Annotated in this window: 18 protein-coding genes, 1 tRNA gene and 1 CRISPR repeat array; of the genes, 13 read left to right on the forward strand and 6 right to left on the reverse strand. The window is 45.9% G+C overall.

The genetic code is table 11. From position 1 onward, the window contains the following. The first annotated feature begins 227 nt into the window (after positions 1-227). From KIB08_RS06645 to KIB08_RS06685, 9 genes are all read left to right on the forward strand, one after another. Positions 228-1,178 carry a metal ABC transporter solute-binding protein, Zn/Mn family gene (locus KIB08_RS06645; RefSeq protein WP_303991128.1) on the forward strand — a complete coding sequence of 317 codons (951 nt, stop codon included), beginning with the start codon at positions 228-230 and terminating at the stop codon, positions 1,176-1,178. Between the two features lie 66 nt (positions 1,179-1,244). Beyond that, positions 1,245-2,009: a metal ABC transporter ATP-binding protein gene (locus tag KIB08_RS06650; RefSeq protein WP_024048941.1), complete on the forward strand. Its 765-nt coding sequence runs from the start codon at positions 1,245-1,247 to the stop codon at positions 2,007-2,009. Beyond that, positions 1,993-2,898, forward strand: a complete 906-nt coding sequence (locus tag KIB08_RS06655) for a metal ABC transporter permease (protein WP_273260693.1) — start codon at positions 1,993-1,995, stop codon at positions 2,896-2,898. Before KIB08_RS06650 ends, KIB08_RS06655 begins: the two co-directional genes overlap by 17 nt. After that, positions 2,882-4,003, forward strand: a complete 1,122-nt coding sequence (locus KIB08_RS06660) for a metal ABC transporter permease (RefSeq protein WP_303991130.1) — start codon at positions 2,882-2,884, stop codon at positions 4,001-4,003. The genes KIB08_RS06655 and KIB08_RS06660 overlap by 17 nt, the downstream gene beginning before the upstream one ends. Positions 4,004-4,636: 633 nt before the next feature. Further along, on the forward strand, positions 4,637-8,803 hold the full coding sequence (cas9, locus tag KIB08_RS06665; RefSeq protein ID WP_303991132.1) for a type II CRISPR RNA-guided endonuclease Cas9: 4,167 nt from the start codon (positions 4,637-4,639) through the stop codon (positions 8,801-8,803). Then, positions 8,800-9,684 (forward strand): type II CRISPR-associated endonuclease Cas1, encoded by an 885-nt coding sequence (gene cas1 / locus KIB08_RS06670; RefSeq protein ID WP_303991134.1) that lies wholly within the window; start codon positions 8,800-8,802, stop codon positions 9,682-9,684. The genes cas9 and cas1 overlap by 4 nt, the downstream gene beginning before the upstream one ends. A 4-nt stretch (positions 9,685-9,688) precedes the next feature. Next, positions 9,689-9,994 carry a CRISPR-associated endonuclease Cas2 gene (gene cas2 / locus KIB08_RS06675; RefSeq protein ID WP_303991136.1) on the forward strand — a complete coding sequence of 102 codons (306 nt, stop codon included), beginning with the start codon at positions 9,689-9,691 and terminating at the stop codon, positions 9,992-9,994. Continuing rightward, positions 9,991-10,656 carry a type II-A CRISPR-associated protein Csn2 gene (csn2, locus tag KIB08_RS06680; RefSeq protein WP_303991138.1) on the forward strand — a complete coding sequence of 222 codons (666 nt, stop codon included), beginning with the start codon at positions 9,991-9,993 and terminating at the stop codon, positions 10,654-10,656. Before cas2 ends, csn2 begins: the two co-directional genes overlap by 4 nt. A 23-nt stretch (positions 10,657-10,679) precedes the next feature. Beyond that, positions 10,680-11,112: direct repeats of the CRISPR family, unit length 37 nt; unit sequence AGTTTGAGAGTAGTGTCATATCCAATCCATCTCAAAC. Between the two features lie 374 nt (positions 11,113-11,486). Next, positions 11,487-12,581, forward strand: coding sequence for an MGDG synthase family glycosyltransferase (locus KIB08_RS06685; protein WP_303991140.1), 1,095 nt, complete (start codon positions 11,487-11,489; stop codon positions 12,579-12,581). A gap of 30 nt (positions 12,582-12,611) precedes the next feature. Here the strand turns inward: KIB08_RS06685 and KIB08_RS06690 are convergent, their stop codons facing one another. After that, positions 12,612-13,241, reverse strand: a complete 630-nt coding sequence (locus KIB08_RS06690; RefSeq protein ID WP_303991142.1) for a hypothetical protein — start codon at positions 13,239-13,241, stop codon at positions 12,612-12,614. Positions 13,242-13,379: 138 nt separating this feature from the next. Here KIB08_RS06690 and KIB08_RS06695 point away from each other — a divergent pair. After that, positions 13,380-13,463 (forward strand) — tRNA-Leu (locus tag KIB08_RS06695). 186 nt (positions 13,464-13,649) lie between these two features. Here the strand turns inward: KIB08_RS06695 and KIB08_RS06700 are convergent. From KIB08_RS06700 to KIB08_RS06720, 5 genes are all read right to left on the reverse strand, one after another. Continuing rightward, positions 13,650-14,807 (reverse strand): tyrosine-type recombinase/integrase, encoded by a 1,158-nt coding sequence (locus KIB08_RS06700; protein ID WP_303991144.1) that lies wholly within the window; start codon positions 14,805-14,807, stop codon positions 13,650-13,652. A gap of 193 nt (positions 14,808-15,000) precedes the next feature. Further along, a complete protein-coding gene (locus tag KIB08_RS06705) occupies positions 15,001-16,122 on the reverse strand; it encodes an Abi family protein (RefSeq protein ID WP_303991146.1) in 1,122 nt (373 codons plus the stop codon). Positions 16,123-16,403: 281 nt separating this feature from the next. Further along, entirely contained in the window at positions 16,404-16,532 is a 129-nt protein-coding gene (locus KIB08_RS06710) for a hypothetical protein (RefSeq protein ID WP_303991148.1), read from the reverse strand. 352 nt (positions 16,533-16,884) lie between these two features. Continuing rightward, the gene (locus KIB08_RS06715; protein ID WP_303991150.1) at positions 16,885-17,118 is read right to left on the reverse strand and encodes a hypothetical protein; all 234 of its coding nucleotides are present in this window, start codon (positions 17,116-17,118) and stop codon (positions 16,885-16,887) included. Then, positions 17,111-17,503 carry a helix-turn-helix domain-containing protein gene (locus KIB08_RS06720; RefSeq protein ID WP_303991152.1) on the reverse strand — a complete coding sequence of 131 codons (393 nt, stop codon included), beginning with the start codon at positions 17,501-17,503 and terminating at the stop codon, positions 17,111-17,113. The genes KIB08_RS06715 and KIB08_RS06720 overlap by 8 nt, the downstream gene beginning before the upstream one ends. A 169-nt stretch (positions 17,504-17,672) precedes the next feature. On the opposite strand from KIB08_RS06720, the gene KIB08_RS06725 reads away from it, so the two are divergent. From KIB08_RS06725 to KIB08_RS06735, 3 genes are all read left to right on the forward strand, one after another. Beyond that, positions 17,673-17,876 carry an XRE family transcriptional regulator gene (locus KIB08_RS06725; RefSeq protein ID WP_303991154.1) on the forward strand — a complete coding sequence of 68 codons (204 nt, stop codon included), beginning with the start codon at positions 17,673-17,675 and terminating at the stop codon, positions 17,874-17,876. Positions 17,877-17,908: 32 nt separating this feature from the next. Continuing rightward, positions 17,909-18,604 (forward strand): hypothetical protein, encoded by a 696-nt coding sequence (locus KIB08_RS06730; RefSeq protein WP_303991156.1) that lies wholly within the window; start codon positions 17,909-17,911, stop codon positions 18,602-18,604. Between the two features lie 2 nt (positions 18,605-18,606). Further along, positions 18,607-18,806: hypothetical protein (locus tag KIB08_RS06735; protein WP_303991158.1), on the forward strand; the 200-nt coding region annotated here is incomplete at its 3' end.

Consider the following 18,806-nt stretch of genomic DNA (forward strand, 5'->3'; position numbering starts at 1 on the left):
CGCTCGCAACCGATTTCGTGTGCAGCTTTGACGAGAATACAATTGAGTTTGGAAATAAAAGCATACAAACGCTATTGAAAATCATTTTCATAAATGGTATAATATGCAAGAATCAGTTCTGAACTCGAACAAAGGTCGGCTGTATTATATCTTTACCTCTCTCAAACTATCGCCGCAAGGCGGGGCGGACTTTGCTCCGACGTTCGGGAAAATAAAGGAGGACATGTATGAAAATTAGTTGGAAACAGATCGCGACAGGTATGCTTGCGGTGATGATGTTGGTGTTGGTCGGTTGTGGCGGTACCAAAGATGATACGCATGCGGCCGCTCCGGGCAAATTAAAAGTGGTAGCGACGACGACGATGCTCGCGGATTTGAGCCGTCAGATCGGTGGCGATGCGGTAGAAGTAACCGGCTTAATGGGGCCGGGGGTGGATCCGCATTTGTATCAAGCCAGCGCCGGGGATGTCAAAGTGATGACGGATGCCGACGTCGTTGTATATAACGGCTTGCATTTGGAAGGTAAGATGGGTGAAATCTTCAGTAAGCTGAAACAGGATAAAAAGGCTACTATTTGTGTAGCAAACAACTTAGATCCGTCGACATTGCTTCAATATGAAGATGATGACGGAGTGCAGGCTACCGACCCGCATATCTGGTTTGACGTGAAGAACTGGATGCTGGCGGCGGAAGAAGTGTGCAAAGGATTGGTCGCGAAAGATCCGGCACACAAAGATTTGTACAAAGCCAATTATGAAAAATATTTGGCAGAGCTGAAAAAAGCGGACGAATATGTGGCCAAACGTGCCGCGGAAATCCCGCAGGAGCGTCGCGTTCTCGTCACGGCACATGACGCATTCCAATACTTTGCTCGGGCGTACGGATTTACGGTCAAAGGTTTACAGGGGGTCAGCACGGAAGCGGAAGCAGGCGCGATTGACGTTCGTGAACTGTCCGACTTCATCGTGACGCACCAGATCCGTTCGATTTTCGTCGAATCATCCGTTCCGCATAAAACCATTGAGGCGGTGCAGGAAGCTTGCAAGGCAAAAGGTTGGGACGTAAAGATCGGCGGCGAATTGTATTCCGATTCGTGCGGCGCGCCGGGTACTCCGGGTGGCGATTATATCGGTATGGTCAAAGAAAATATCGATACTATTGTTACGGGCCTGAAATAATATCGACGGCGGGTGCGGAGAGAGCGCCCGCCTTTTTGTTATTAAGATACATGAAGGGGGATTCATATGGAGTGGGCGGTAGAAGTCGAGGACATGACCGTTGCCTATGATGAACGACCGGTTCTTTGGGATGTGGATATGCAGATTCCGAAAGGATCGCTCGCGGCGATTGTCGGGCCGAACGGTGCGGGAAAATCGACGTTGATCAAGGCGATATTGGGATTGTTGACTAAAATTTCCGGTTCGGTCAAATTTTATTTAGACGGTCGGTTGGCCGTGTCGCGCGATGATTTCAAGCGGATTGCCTATGTGCCGCAGAGCGGCAGTGTAGACTGGGATTTCCCGACGACGGTACTGGATGTCGTACTAATGGGACGTTACGGTCATCTCGGCTGGTTTAAACGACCGGGTGCGGCGGAGCGGGAGATGGCGATGGATGTGTTGCGGAAAACGGGCATGGAAGCTTACGTTGACCGCCAAATCAGTCGTCTATCGGGCGGCCAGCAGCAGCGTGTGTTTTTAGCGCGCGCATTGATTCAGGAAGCGGATATTTATTTTATGGACGAGCCGTTTAAGGGGGTCGACGCCAAAACGGAAAAGGCGATTGTCGCTTTGTTGCAAGAGATGAAATCACGCGGCAAAACGGTCATTGTTGTGCATCACGATTTGGCGACGGTGGCGGAATATTTTGACTGGGTTACGATGATTAACTTGCGTCGTATTGCGATGGGGCCCGTGGAAGAAGTGTTTACGAGCGAGCACATCGAAGCGGCTTATAATGCCCGCAATCCGTTGCGGCGGGAGGGGCCCCATGCTGTCGCCGCTGAGTGATTATACCTTCCAGATCGTGGCGGCGGGGACCATGCTGTTGGGATTAGCGAGCGGCGTTACGGGAACGTTTGCCGTATTGCGCAAGGAAAGTCTCATCGGAGACGGATTGTCGCATGCGTCGTTTCCGGGCGTGGTAGCGGCCTTCATGTTTTTGGCGGTGAAAGATTTGGAAGTGTTGCTGACCGGTGCGGCGGTCGCATCCTTGCTGTGCATGGCGGCGATTGCCTTGACGGTACGGTATACTAAGGTCAAGTTTGATGCCGCATTGGCGACATTTCTTGCCGCTTTTTTCGGCGTCGGCATGATGCTGATGACGTATGTGCAGCATACGGACAACCCCAATCAGGCGGGGTTGTCGAAGTTTATTTTCGGACAGGCGGCCACTATGCTGGCGCGCGACGTGGAAATTACCGCGGCGGTGGCGGCAATGATTTTACTGCTGGCAGTCATTTTTTGGAAAGAATTAAAACTGGTGGCGTTTGATGCCGATTTCGCGCGCAGTTTACAGCTGCCTGTCAGAATGACGCAATTGGTGTACGGTTTGATGCTGGTGGCCTCGATTATCATCGGCTTACAGTCTGTCGGTGCTATTTTGATGAGTTCGTTGCTCATCGCTCCGGCGGTGGCGGCACGGCAATGGACGGATAATCTCGGCACCATGGCGGTACTGGCAGGGGGTATCGGGGCGCTGTCTTGCGGTATCGGTACGTATGCCAGTGCGATCGTGAAAGGTTTGCCGACGGGGCCGGCGATCGTCGTTGCCGCCTCAATCGTGGTACTGCTCAGCTTGCTGTTTGCGCCCGGAAGGGGCATCATTGCACGTTACCGGGTGCATCGGGAGGCACGCCGGCGTTGGAAGGAGGGCGATATCAATGTCCGCCCAAACTGAGATTATTCTTATCGCGATGTTGGCGGCATTCGCGTGCGCTTTGCCGGGGGTGTTTCTGGTACTGCGCAAAATGTCCATGGTCGCCGACGCTATCACACATACCGTATTCTTGGGAATCGTCATTGCATTTTTTGCAACGGAGAATTTAAACTCGCCCTGGTTGCTCATCGGAGCAACGCTCATGGGATGCTTTACCGTGTGGTGTACCGAAAGCCTGCAACGAACTCGACTGGTTAGCGAAGATGCATCCATCGGGATTGTATTTCCGCTGTTATTCTCTATCGGCTTGATTTTGGTCAATCTATACGGTAGTAATGTTCATCTGGATACGGACTCGGTCCTGCTCGGGGAACTCGCCTTTGCGCCCTTTGATCGCGTGCGTGTGAATGGCGCCGATTGGGGCGCTGTGTCCATGTGGGTGTTGACAGGAATTTGTTTGCTTAATACATTAGTCATTGTGGCGGCATTCAAAGAATGGAAACTGGTTACCTTTGATGCGTTATTGGCGGCCATGTACGGATTTTCGCCGATATGGATGCACTATTTGCTGATGACACTCGTCTCCGTGACCGTTGTTGCTTCATTCCAAGCGGTCGGCGCCATCCTCGTTATCGGATTGATGATCGGACCGGCCGCGACGGCCTACTTGCTTACCAAAGATTTGCGGAAAATGCTTGTTTTGGCGGCGAGCATCGGCGCCCTATCCGCGTGGCTCGGTACGGAGATTGCTTTTTTGCTGGATGTTTCGATTGCAGGCGCGATTGCGGGAACAATAGGAGGAGTATTTTTATTGACGGTGATCGCGACACCCAAATCGGGTATTATTGCCCGGTATCGGCGTTTAAAACGTCTGCGCTTACAGTATGGAGAAGAAACGGTTTTGTTCCATTTGTTGACTCATGAAGGCACGGCTGTACAGGCGCAAGAGGCGGGAGTCGGTACACTTTATGAGCATTTGCGCTGGAAACCGGAATTTGCCGATCTCATTTGTCGTCGTCTCGAAGCGGGGCATTTTGTACGTATTCATCGTGGCATGGTGCACTTGACCGAGAGCGGGCGCGCACGTGCTTATCGCGTTTCAGAAACGCTTTTTGCGGAGCAATAATGATTGAAAAATCTCTCATAGGAGAAATCTTTCTTGTGTGAATTGTGTTAGTCATGTGAGATGGAACGCATGGAGTGTGCCGTGAGGTACGACTGAACCTGTACGCGGACCGACCGGAGATGTTGGCGGTGCTGCCGCTTCCGAAAGGAAGACAAAAAAGACGATGCGAACGCATCGTCTTTTTTATTTTACAAAATAGATTGGCAATCATTGTAAAGCGCATCAAGATATGAAAATAAAATGCAAGCACTAAAAAAACACTCCGAAGAGTGCTTTTAGTCTACATAGGTAGAGCCCCGAAGGGCGATGTGGATAAATCTTTATTTGAACTCGTAGTGCATATCCTGCCCATATAGTAGCGCTTAAAAATCATCCTGTCAAGTTTATTTCACTCGAAAATCATCCATAAAAATTAATGAGATTATTTTAGCGCATAATGCATTATGACGCTTTTTGCATATGGAATCTAATGATTTCGTATGCTATATTTAATTTATCAGAGTAACAGATCAAAGCGGAACGCTATTGATGACATAGCGGGTCAGCACGAGCAATGTTCAGCAGTGGTATAAAAAGGCAGTAGCAAATTCTTATTCTTTTAATCCGGTTGCGACGATGGGGAGGATTTTCGCGATGAAGAAGAGCAACGATTACTATATCGGTTTGGACATGGGAACCAATTCCGTCGGTTGGGCAACTACCAATCCTCAGGGGCGTTTGCTGAGGTTCAATAAAAAAGACATGTGGGGCTCACGCCTTTTTGAGGAAGCGAAAACAGCCGCTAAGACGCGTACCTTCAGAACGTCGCGGCGTCGGTATGATCGCGTGAGACAACGCATTGAATTTTTGCAGGATATTTTCGCGCCGATCATCGCTAAAAAGGATTTTGAATTCTTCATGCGACTGAAAGAAAGTAAATTTCATCTTGAGGACAAGAAAACAGATGGCAAATTTGCTCTTTTTAATGATGCGGATTTTACCGACGTGGAATACTTCGACCGCTATCCCACGATTTACCATCTGCGCGCGGCATTGATCAAACCGAATCACATTACCGATCCGCGGTTATTGTACCTAGCCATTCATCATATTATTAAAAACCGCGGACATTTCCTGTTCGCCGGCACAGATATGGAAAGTATTCGCAGCTTCCAAATAGTCTATACGCAACTTTCCGAACATTTGAAATCGATCAATTTGGACTTTGAATTGCCGGTGGATGCGCAAGATAAATTTGCCGCGATCTTATTGAACGAAAAATTGAACAAACGGGACAAGAAAAAACAACTGAAAGAACTTTGCCCGCATAAAGACAAACGCTTGGAATACGCTTTTAACGCGATTATCGGTGGGAAAACCAAGTTGAAAGATATATTTGGCGTAGAAGAATATGATGAAGGGACTAAAAAGGCAGTCGACTTTGAAAAGGCGGACTACGACGAGGATAAAGACGAGATTGAGAGCGTAATCAAAGAAAATATCCATGTGCTCAACGCGTTGAAAGCGGTCTATGACTGGACCATTTTGACGAACATTTTAGGCGACTACGCGTATATTTCGGAGTCACAGGTCGCGCTTTATGAGGCGCACAAAAAAGATTTACGTATTCTGAAAAGCCTCATCAAGAAATACGCCAAATCGCAATATGCGGACGCTTTCCGGCATGAGAACGTCAAAGGTAATTATGCCAACTACGTTGGTAGCACCAACTATGACAATAAACAACCGGTCATTGACAATCCGTCGGTAACGCAAGAAGACATAAATAAATATTTTGCAGATATTCTCTTGAGCATTACTCCGGACGAAAGCGATAGAGAGAGTTATCAATATATTACCGAGCGCTTGCATAAAGGCGAAGCTCTGCCCAAATTACGTACGAAAGCTAACAGCGTGTTGCCGCATCAAATCCACAAAATCGAATTGGAAAAAATCCTTGCCAACGCAGCAAAGAATTTTCCGTTCTTGCAGGAAAAAGATAGTAGCGGCTATACCGCAGCGCAAAAAATCGTCAAGATTATGATGTTCCGAATTGAGTACTATGTCGGACCGCTCAACACGTATCATCATGTCGACCAGGGCGGCCACGCCTGGATGGTGCGCAAAGCGGAGGGGAAAATTACGCCTTGGAATTTTGACGAAAAAGTAGACAAGGAAGCTTCGGCGGAAAAATTTATCCGCAACATGACCAACAAATGCACCTACTTGATCGGCAAGGACGTCATTCCCAAACAGTCGCTTCTGTACAGCAGGTACAAAGTACTTAACGAATTAAATAACTTAAAAGTCAACGGCGTGCCGATTTCGGTCGAGCTGAAACAGAAAATTTACGAAGAACTGTTTAAGAAACAAGTCAATGTCACATTCAAACAGCTCAAAACTTTTCTCAAAGCGCAAGGGGCAGACGCCGACGAAATCATTTTAAGCGGTGTCGATGAAGCCGCGCATAAATTTACCAATAACCTCCAGACGTACCATAAATTCCATGCGATTTTCGGCGACAAAATCGAATTTGAGCCGCAACGCTCCATGGTCGAAGATATTATTCGCTGGAAATGTCTGATGGGCGATGATATCGCCATGTGGAAACACAAGATCGAAAAAGAATATGGCGATCAGCTCAGTGAAGAGCAATTGAAGAAAATCACGCGACTTAACTTCAACGGTTGGTCCCGTTTGTCACAAGAGTTCCTTACCGATGTGCCGGGCGTTGATATCGAATCCGGCGAGGTATACTCGGGGATTATGGACGCTTTGTGGAAAACGAATGAAAACGTTATGCAACTATTAAGTTCCCGTTTTACGTTTGCGGCAGAAGTAAAGAAGCAAAACCAAGGCACCGGTCGGATCGAGAAAATCACGTATGACGAAGTCATGAAAGACACCTACCTGTCGCCTGCGGTAAAACGTTCCGTTTGGCAGGCGATTACTTTAGTCGAAGAGATCCGAAAAATTCGTAAAGCGGATCCGAAACGCATTTTCGTCGAAATGACGCGCCAACCGGACGCGAAAAAGGAACGCAAACTGTCTCGGCGTACGCAACTTTTAAATGCATATAAAGCGATCGGAAGTGACCTCGCGGAATATGATAAAGAACATGTATCCACACTCATAACGCAACTGGAAAGCAAAAAGGATGAAGATCTGCGCCGGAAAAAATTGTATCTTTACTTCACGCAGATGGGACGTTGCATGTATACGGGAGAACGTATCGATCTTTCTTCCTTATTGCGTGACACCAACAGTAACATCTATGATATTGATCATATCTACCCGCGTTCTCTTACTAAAGATGACAGTCTTGACAATATGGTATTGGTCAAAAAAGTGGAGAACCTAAAGAAGAGTAATGATTATCCTTTGCCGGATGAAATGCGCAAAAAACGATACGGATACTGGAAAGGCCTCAAAGAGAAAAAACTGATCAGTGAAAGAAAATTTTCACGGCTCATTCGCACTACCAAACTTACCGCCGACGAATTGGCCGGATTTATCAGTCGGCAATTGGTGGAAACCAGTCAAATGGTCAAAGCCACGGCGGATATTTTGGAAAAAATCTATCCGAGTGTTACGATCGTTTACGTGAAGGCGCGGACTGTAAGTGACTTCCGCCATGACTATGATTTGCCGAAAGTGCGCGCCTTGAATGATTGTCACCATGCCCATGACGCGTATTTGAATATTGTCGTGGGGAATGTCTACTACGAAAAATTCACTAAAAACCCGTTCCGTTTTATTCAGAACCAAAAGGGAAAAGGAAAAGTCGAATACAATCTTTATCGCTTGTTTGACAAAGACATTAAAGTCGGCGATCGCATTATTTGGAACACCAAAGAAGATTTAGCGCGTGTCAAAGCGAGCCTCGAACGTGATACGGTAAACGTTGTACGTATGCCGGTAGAGCAACGCGGGCAATTTTTTGACGCAACCATTCAAAAGAAGGGCACGACAAAAAATATGCTTGTGCTGCCGCTGAAAGGTTCTGATGAACGCTTACAAGATACTTCCAAATACGGGTATTATATCAAGCCATCCGGCATGTCATTTATGGTGGTTCAACACGAGGTTAAAGGGAAGAGGCGAGTCACCATCGAACCGGCGTTGCTGGTTTACAAAAATAACTTAAAAAGCGAAAAAGATTACGTAAAATATTGTGAAAATGTTTTGAAATTGCAAAAACCTAAAGTGTTATTTAAAAACATAAAATTCGGCAGTAAGATTTTATTTGATGGATATCCATTCCTTTTGACATCACGATCGGGTGATAGGATTACAATGGCGGATGCACAATCCCTGTTTCTTGCCAACCGGGAGCTAAGCATACTAAAAAGAGTTACTAAAATTTCCGATGATATTGCTCAAAAAGTGGAAAGCCGAATAAAAATAACCGATGAAGAGTGGATTACACTGTGGAAATCCGTGGTGGAACAAATCGTTACGGGTAAGTTCTGCAATCGCTTAGGGTCTCTAAATGTAGTAATAAAAGGCAAAAAAGTTGAATTATCAGAAGATGAGAAAACGAGATTAAACGAATTGGATTCAAAAGATCAGGAAGAATATTTGAGCCACATCTTATTAGAAAGATTTTTGCAATTCAATACGGAAGAAAAGGCCCATCTCTTACTTCAAGTGATTTCGTTTAGCAGCAATACGAGGGGAGTGGATCTTCGCTTGATTGGCGGCAGTATTAGTACTGGAGTCATTAGGGTAGGCAAAGACATTACGGATCATTCGGTCATTTTGATTAATGAATCGCCCACCGGGCTCTTTACCAATCGCACTGTTTTGAATCAGACATGAGCTGGCGCACAGTTGTCATCACGAAACCGGCCAAACTCGAATTGCGTTTGAACTACTTGGTTGTTCGCAGCATCGACCATGTGGAAAAAATAAGCTTGACGGAATTGGGAGCATTGGTAATTGAAACACTGCAGGTATCGATTACCGGCGCACTCATCAGCGCGCTTTTAGCGCAAGAAATCAGGATTATCATTTGCGATGAGCATCATGATCCGCAAGGGGAAATCCTACCTTATTACGGATGCCATGACTGCTCTCGCAAAATACAGATGCAAATGGGTTGGAAGGAGACGACAAAGAAACTTTTATGGCAACAGATTGTTCGACAAAAGATTATGAATCAACGGAAAACATTGGCATATTTTTGTTCGGATGCGACCGATGTGGTGGCGAAGCTGGCGCAGTATGAGACGCAAGTTGAAATCGGCGACGCCACTCATCGGGAAAGTCTCGCCGCCAAAGAATACTTTCCCGCGCTCTTGGGAAAAGGATTTACGCGCGCGGCCGAGACGGCGCAAAATGCCGCATTGAACTACGGCTACCAAATTATCATTTCCATTTTTTCCCGTGAAATCAAAATTGCCGGTTACCTTACCGAATTGGGGATTTTTCATGACAGTCAGCATAATCATTTCAATTTGTCATCCGATCTTATGGAGCCGTGGCGACCGGTTGTAGACGCATTTGTCAGAGAAAAAGAATGGGAACAATTTGCCGTGGAGGAAAAACATATGATGCAACGTCTCGTGACGCAGGAAGTAACCTTTCGCGGGCAAAAGCAAAGCGTGCCTAACGCTATTCGCATGTACGTGAATTCGGTGTTTCAGGCGTTGAATCATAATGACATTTCGCAAGTGCATTTTTTCAACCATGAGTTATAGATTTATGCGCATTTTAGTGCTCTTTGACCTACCGACGGAAACGTCGCTGGATTTGCGGGAATACAGACGGTTTCGCAAAATATTGCTGGAAATGGGATTTATTATGCTGCAGGAATCGGTTTATACAAAAATTGCGTTAACGACAACCATTTCCGAGCAAATTACCAATCGTCTGCGGCATGAAAAGCCGGCGAACGGATTGGTACAGATATTGCGCGTGACGGAAAAACAATTTGAAAACATGGAAACCCTGGTAGGGGAATATAGCAGCAACGTGATTGATACCGATGAAAAGGTGGTTATTCTATGATCTTAAGCCACCCCGTTTTCGATTCGTCGATCGACCTTGCCCGTAATAATCTCGTCGTTTTGGAGCATCCGCTTTTGTATCGCACATTGGTAGCGGAATTGATCGCCCAAAGTGAAGGTGAAACAGGAAGATTTCTTTTAACGGAAAATTATGAAGAAAAGTCGATTGGAAAATGCCTTTCGATCATTCACAATCCGTTTCAGCTGTGCGAAAATGATCATAAAATGCGCACCGCCTTGTATAAATTACTTGAAACAGAAGTACAGACGCTAGACTTTGAATATTACAAAGAAGTGGAATCAAAGATAATTCAATTTTTGCAGCATGTGAATATGCAATCCTCATATCCGCTTACGATGTCGGATTCTATCGGCATGACAGAGATCTTCAAACTGGGGCAATTGCAACTGGAATTGACCAAAGACTCCGTGCCGGAGCGTCTCTATGAATACATCTATGCATTGCACCGTTTGGCAGGCGCGCAATGCGTGGTTATGTATAATGTAAGAAACATATTTACCAATACAGAAACGGAGGTGTTTTTAAAAGAAATTAGCGAACAGGAAATATCTGTTTTATTTTTAGAAAGGAGTGTCCCGCCTGTCGTCACAAAATACGAAAAACTATATATAGTGGATCAGGATTTGTGTGAAATCAGCTAATGGTATAAATTAAACACAACATTAGTTTGAGAGTAGTGTCATATCCAATCCATCTCAAACGATTTTGAACGCGGCAAATATTCCGTACTAGTTTGAGAGTAGTGTCATATCCAATCCATCTCAAACCACAGACGTTAATTAATGCCGGGTACGTAGGTTTGAGAGTAGTGTCATATCCAATCCATCTCAAACTAATCGCAATTTTCATAATCGCCGCCCGGAGTTTGAGAGTAGTGTCATATCCAATCCATCTCAAACTATCTTTTTTCGTAAACGGTAATTTCAGTAGTTTGAGAGTAGTGTCATATCCAATCCATCTCAAACATACTATCCGCAAGGGGCGTATGTGACGAAGTTTGAGAGTAGTGTCATATCCAATCCATCTCAAACTAAATTTTTGAAAAACTTCTCTGAAGAACAGTTTGAGAGTAGTGTCATATCCAATCCATCTCAAGCAACGATGACAACGCCGGACAGACTCACAAAAAATGAAATCGCCAATGCGCACCGGCGAGGCGTTTTTTTACTGCACAATATTATTTGTCAATTAAGACGCTGTGGCGTCTTTTTTATTTACCTTCAGCATGACGGTGCAAGGGGCACGACCGGAGAGTGGCGGGGTAGTTTGCGCGCAGCGTCATATTTTCGTTGTGCCGCAAGGCGAAAGAGGTAGCTTACATACGCGGTCCACGTTTAGGGTAATTTTACAGCATATGGTTTAGTCGATTTGGGATCACTTTTTACTCTCTGCTAATATTTCATTGCGTATTTTTTTCACGGCGACATGCTATACTTATGCTAATCGAAAGAATAATTTATAAAGGAGAAACATGAAGTATAAACCGAAAGTTTGTCTTCTTTCCGCGTCGATCGGGCAAGGGCACGTGCAGGCGGCGCGCGCGGTGGCGGAAGCGTTGAAGCGGCATCCTACGGGATATCGCGTGCAATCGTTGGATTTTTTGTCGCGTGATATGATATCGCTTGATTACTGGATGCGCGAGACATACATTAAAATGATCGATTTGTTTCCGCTGATTTATGATCTTTTATACCATCAATCGCAACGTCGGCACGGCGGTAAACAGGTTCGCAGTCTGCTGGCGCGCACGTTTCGCAGTCGCATGCGGCATTTATTGGAAGTGCTCTCACCGGATGCATTGGTGTTGACGCATCCGTTCCCCGCGGCGGCCGCCGCTAAGCTGGTGGAAAAAGGCGAGCTCCATATCCCGATTGTGACGGTGATTACGGATTTTGATCTACACCAATTATGGGTGTATAAAAACATCACGGCGTACTGTGTACCGTCGGCGCAAGTGCGTGACGAACTGATCGCGGCGGGCATTGAAAAAGAACGCGTGTTTGTAACGGGAATCCCGATTATGCAGCGGTTTTACGAGATGAAAAAAGCTTCTCTGCGCGAACCGGGCACCGTGCTGATCATGGGGGGCGGCACCGGTCTGGGCGCGGTGAAGGATATTTTATGGCGCCTGACGCAAGTGGAAGCGGTGCAACGCGTTATCGTTGTGACGGGACAAAATCTCACGCTGTTTGATGAAATTCAGGAAATGCGAGACGAGTTGCGCGTGCCGCTGGAATTGTACGGATACACAAATGAAATCCCGCGACTGATGGCGCGCGCGTCATTATTGGTGACGAAGCCGGGAGCGTTGACCACGACGGAAGCGATGACAATGCATTTGCCGATGGTATTGGTGGATGCTATTCCGGGGCAAGAGGAAGCGAACGCGGCGCACTTGGAAAAGATCGGCTGCGCGAAATGGATTTTACGGGAGCAGCTGGTGCCGGTCGCACGCGAATTTTTTGCCGGGAAAGCGACTTGGTATACAGGCGATCAACAAAAAACGCAACACAGCGCCCAACTTGTCGCCGATATTATTGATTCGCTGGTAACCTTTGAAAATTGAGACACAAAAAAAGAGCCCTGAGGCTCTTTTTTATTTTGCGGGTGCCGGCGCGGCGGGCAATAATGTGGCGCCGCTGATTTGACGATACGCATCATAGACTTCGGCGGCATTTTGCAAACGTTTAATGCGCCAAAACCCGGTGGAATCTTTCACCAGCGACAAATGCAACGGGATGTACCGGTCACGATTAATTTCACGGAGACGGACAAGGACTTCCGCGTTCGTGCCTTCCGATGTCAGCGTTTGGATGTCAGTGACTTCGTAATTGGACGGTGGCGCGTCCTTTTCGTTGGTAATCAGCGGAATGGAAATGATCGGCGCGGAGTTTTTCTGATCGATTTGCGAGCGCAAGGCGTGGCTCAGAGCCTGAATAAAAATCGGCCGCATAACGTACATAATAGATGCCGACATGCTTGTACCGGCGTTGGCGCTGTCGCGAAAGACATCATCGAAACCGTCTTGCACCAGCGTATCAATATCGACGCGCCGTTCAAAGCGAGTCAGATTGTGCTCGCGCGCCGCATCAGCCGCATCCATGACCGCATATTTGGGAGTGCGAATATAGTAGCCGTAATAAAATAAAAGGACGCCGGCCACCAGAATAAGGGCGGCGAGAAGTACATACCACCAACGATTTTTTTGTCCAGTTGAAGTGTTCACGGGGACCTCCTTACCAGGTGATAAATCTATTTTGACAGGCAGCGAAATGATTGTCAAACAAGCTGATTTTTACAAAATGCATAAAAAATATTGACGAGCACGGGCGAAGTATGGTAGTATTGTCACATTGAAAGACGTGCCGGAGTGGCGGAATGGCAGACGCACCTGACTCAAAATCAGGCGGGTAAAACCGTGGGGGTTCAAGTCCCTTCTCCGGCACCATCACTTTTTTAGGGTTTTCTACAATTTTATATGGTTTCAAATGCTCCTGATTACCCGTCGGGAGCCTTTTGTTTGGGCGTTTTACAGTTTTATAGAGTTTCAGACCATTGCAAGGCTGTGCCCCTTTTGTGCCCCTTTTTTCAGTCGTGCCCCTTTTTATAAAAATGGATAATAAAAGAGAGCCGGTTACATGCCGGCTCTTATTTTTTCAATCGCATTGATGACAACTTCTTTTTGCGTTTTTGTGACGTGGGTATAGGTTTCCATGGTCGTTTTCATGGAGGAGTGCCCGACGCGCTCCATAACGGCTTTTATCGGAACGCCGGCCGCCAGAAGTAAACTGACGTGTGTATGCCGGAAGACGTGGGTGGACAGATGGTCGGCGCAGCTTATTTTTCGCAAGTAGCGGTTCACTTCACGGAGACTGAACGGGGTTCCGCGGGCAGTGGTGAAAATATATCCGTAATTTTCATAGCCTTTCCACCAGCGATATAAGCGGGTATTGTCGGCAATGAAATATTCAATAATCGCAACGGCGCGGCTGTCTAGTGCTACATCTCGGTACGATGCGCTCGTTTTCGGCGTGCCGCGTTGTTTGGGATGACCATTTGGTAAAAATGGGAGAATCGTGCCGTTTATGTTGATTTTAGCCCCTTCTCGGTCGTAGTCTTGCTCGCGTAAGGCGGCAAGTTCGCCGAACCGCAGCCCGGTTAGCGACATAAACTCTATCGCCATTCCCATACGATAATGCATTGATTTTAGCTCGTCTAATACGGCTTTGAGTTGGTCGGCGTCTAAAAATTTATATTTGTGCTTGGCGGCGTCTTCAAGCGTGCTTGGCTGTCGTTGTACCTCGATATCTTCTAAATAGGCGATATCTTTTACGTAGCCCATTTTACGCGCAAACCGGATAATTGACCGGAACGTGTCGGCGTGTTTGGCGATGTACGCGCGTTTAAGTCCGCGCTCTTGTAGGTCGTTAATGCCTTGTTGAATCATGGGGAGCTTGATCTCGCTTACCAGTACATCCGGCGGCAGCATACGAATAAGCCGGTTGATTATGCCGTTGATGTTGCGGCGGGTGGAGATCTTAAGAGCGGGAGCCCTGTACTTTTCATACTCACGCGCGGCTTGTTCAAAAGTGACGCGGGTGTACGATGTATCGGAAAGCTTGGCTTTTATTTTAGCCGCCAGCATCGCTGTTGCCTGCTTAATGGCCGGCCGTGAGCGGGTCGGCAGCGTGACGGATATTTTGCGACGCTTGCCGGTGTTCGGGTCAACATACCGTTCACAGTAGCGATACGCGGTTGTACCGTCTTGTAAAATTTGTTCTTCTATCCACATAAAAATACCTCCTTTGGCATAGGGAAACTAAGCCGGGAGGTGTGGTATAATAACAGTGTTGTGGTAGGCCTCCGGGCTTACTTGCCCGTCATCGTGTTGGTAGCGCGTTGGCGGGCGTTTTTTTGTTGTGATTATGGGGCGTTACTTGAAAGCTACTTGAAAGCTACTTGAAAGCTACTTGAAAATTTGAGCATTAATGAAACACATCGTATCGTGCTATATATTCGACTTTTCTATTAAAGTCAGATTCACTGAAGATATTGAAGCGGTTGTAAATGAAATCATTAGCGAGTGGCACCGGTGCGTGATCTAGGTATCTGAAAATCGTAGTACTGAACTCTTTTGACACTGATGAAAAAATACTTGCGGGAAGTAGGTATTTGAAAATAATGAATAGTAGCAGAATATTATTTCGCAGCAGGTGCTTTTGAGATATTTCGAAGCGACTGCAAAAGTCTAAAATAAGTGGGATGCCATTTTTCATTAAGGGTAAATCGTCTTTGTTTATAAAGCTTCCAGAGTGGGCGCAGACATTGCGTATTACACGTAGCGTTTCCATCGTGGTACGTAATTGGCTTGGTGTTAAGGCGAAGTTTTCTGCAATGAGAGATTGTATCTTTAGCTTTTTATAGAATTGGCAAATGTCGCCAAGCATTAGGCGGTTGATAAACACCCAAATTGGTATGTGCCCGTGATTTTTCCTATAATGCACAAATGAAGGTGTGTTCCCGTTAAATAATGTACTAAAGCCGTCGATCAGTTGTTCTGCACCGTTTTGATAATTTTCACTTTGCAAATAAGGCTCTTTATAATTATCGTCTACGACCGTATCTGCGTGGGGTCCGTATTTTTTCGCAAATTCATAAGCAATAGTTGTTTTGAGCACCTCTTCGCACTGAAGAATGGGGTAAAAAATGACTGATTTTATCCGGCGGTCTATTTGATGAAAACTATAAAGGGTAAAAAAGTCGATGCCTTCTTTATATTGATCGGGCGCAGTTAAAAATGGTTTATTGTATAGGTTAATGACATTGTAGTAGCCATCGGTTTTAAGGATGTCTTTTACGTAGTTAGTGTTGTGGGAGATAACAAACTTTCTAAGCTCTAAAGAAAATTTTTCTCTCTCTTTTTCGCTCACAGAATCGGGAAGAGAGAAAGATAAATTTGGCTCAGCGGTGTCTTTTATATGCGCTAGGATTTTAAGTAAAGCGGGGTAATTGATGTAGTTTAGTAAAAACTCTAGGTCGCAATCCGGTAAAAGATTCCTAGATTTGATGATTTCAAGTTGTTCGTCGTATGTTTTAAATGGTTTCATAAAAGATAATAGCCGTACACAATATTGTGTACGGCTATTCAGGTTGCAACTGCAAAGCAGTCTCCCCAGTTCACTTGTACACAATATATCACAATAACTGTAGGCTGTCAAAGCTCCTTTCCTTACTATAATCGGGCGGCCGACCGGAGTATCGGTTAAAAAGGAATCTCGTCCTTGGGGATTTATTTAAGCATCGTTGGCATCGCTTTTTTGTGCCGGCAGCCAAACAGTATGAAGCGCCCTAAATATAATGTCCCCAATCTGAGAGGGGAGGCGGGGCGTTATTTAATCAATCCTTGCTTGATAATAGCCAGACCTAATATGCGGAAATCGTCCTTGTATAATACGGATACGCTTTGGTTACCGTTTTGTGTTTGGTAAAGAATAATTTTACCTTCTATTGGTGTCATAGTGAATCTCCTTTACTCGCAGCTTGCCGCAGAAAACAGCGTATTTTTGCGGTTGCCTACAAGAAGTTTAACGAGTTGTTTCATTTTCACTTTCAGTTAACTCTGATGGGGAAATTTGACAAAAAATTGCAATCACTCTATACTTTAAAAAAGAGATTGACTCGTGAAGGAAATAGGCTGGGTTCCCGAATGGGAGTAGGCTTTATGCTTAGAAGTCCTTTGCCCCTGGGGTCAACTCTTTTTTTGTTTTTCCCTGAGTTTTTTTACATCTTCCGCTTTTTGCTCACGGATAGTTTGTGCAGTGTCTTTTTTAGCCGCTTTATTTTTTTGTGTCATAGTATATTCTCCTTGGTTATTCCTGATGATGTCGCAGCATTTCAATCGCGTTGGCGGTGGCGGGAGAGTAGAAGTCATCACCGTATATATGTTTCAGTTCTTGCTTGAACGCGTGTTCTTGCGCTTCCCGGCAGTGTCTGTCATTAATAAATACCGTATAGGATCCATCGGTATTGACCCGCGTATAGGCTTTTATTTGTAAGGGCATATTATACATAAAAATAAAAATATCAGCCGGCATGTTACTCACTAAAATCTTCATCGCCTTTCGGTAGGTTTTCTATCATCTTGATTACAAAGTCGATGTTTTCCTTGGACAAGTCGCGGCTAGCCTCGAACAGTACACGATAACGCGGGTTATCCTTGATCATATCGGCAAGCGCGGCGGCTTCTGGGTCGTGGTAATAGTTTTCGTCGCTCGGCGGTAGGTTTAATAACTCATTTAGATCTAAACCGAACAATTTTGCGTACGCCGTGATGTAGGGGCTAGATGGCTCGACAAGGTCATTTTCCCACTTTGAGACCATGCCTTTGTTCGCGCGTAATTCAAATTTATCATTAAAAGCCGTTGTAAGTTCTTCGATTGTGAGACCAGCATTCTTGCGAACGGCGCGCAACTTTTCGCCTAACGTCACGGTTATCATCTCCTATTTTGTCTCTTTTCTAATGTCATTATATAGCTATGTTTCTAAAATGGCAACATTTTTTACGTTTTTTCATAAAAAAGTTATTGACAAAGAAACCGAAGCGGTTTATACTAACAGTGTAAAGTTTCACAGAAGATAACAAAAAGGGGGTGCGGCGATGGCTAAAGGATATAACAAGCTTAAGGCTTTTCTTGTTGAAATGGGAATCTCGCAGCAGGCGTTTGCCGACGAGCTAAAAATTTCGCGGAATGCCGCTAATCGCAAGCTAAATCAAAACGGGTTAGATTTTACTTTGCGGGAAATGCGCCACATTTGCGAGCAATACAATTTAGACGCGAATCAATTTTTTTTAGTCAAATAGTTTCACAAACGATAACAAAAAGGAGGTGAAGCATGAACGAGTTAACCGTTAAAGAGTTCGCCGGCTTGCCTGAAAAGATTGAGGATCTGACAAAATTCGTGCTCTTTGGGCGAGAAAAGCTTAAATCGGTACGAGCGGAGATTCGAGCGATTGACCAATTAACGCTGGCGACAGACGTGCGCGAACAAAAGTTAGCGGAGGCGCAAATGTTAAGCGGCGCACTGCTAGACGCGGAACGCAAGATTGGCGAATTTACGCTGAAAATGCCGACGGCGGCGGGCGGTGACAGGAAAAGCGCAGAAATCAAAAAGGACAGCGGTGTCCAATTTGATCCGACTAAACCGAAACCGAAATCAGAACGCATCAAAGAATTAGGCTTTCACCCTAAACAAGTACAACGTTTTGAAATCCTTGCGAAAAATCCGGAAGTGGTCGAGCAGGTCAAACGAGAGGCGCAGGAAAACGACGACATTCCGACACGGTCGCGCGTGTTGCAACTCGTAAAAGAGAAACGATCGCCCGACTGGCGGCACGAAGCAAGGCGCGGAATTAATGACGCGATATTTAAGCCGTTAAACGCGCGCACTGATGACGAACGGCTGGCGGTATGGTTTGAAAGCCTAACAGCAAGCGATGAGCCGCAATGGCGGCTGGCGGATATCGACGCAGCAATTAACAACTTATACATCATTCGTAACTATTTGAATCGGAGATTGAGGGAGGGGTAAATATGTTAGAACGCAAAGCACGAGAGGCCATTTTGGAAGAGATTAGAGATCGTCCACGCATTTCCAAGCAAGAAGTATTTGACCTGGTTAAACTGCACTATTCGCCGGATATCGGGCGGCTTATTAATAAGGACATTCGCCGACTGGCAACCAATTTAACGGCGCAGGTACGAGACGATGACGGACGGCGGCAGATCTTCTC

Source organism: Negativicoccus succinicivorans, assembly GCF_018372215.1.
Classification (GTDB): domain Bacteria; phylum Bacillota; class Negativicutes; order Veillonellales; family Negativicoccaceae; genus Negativicoccus.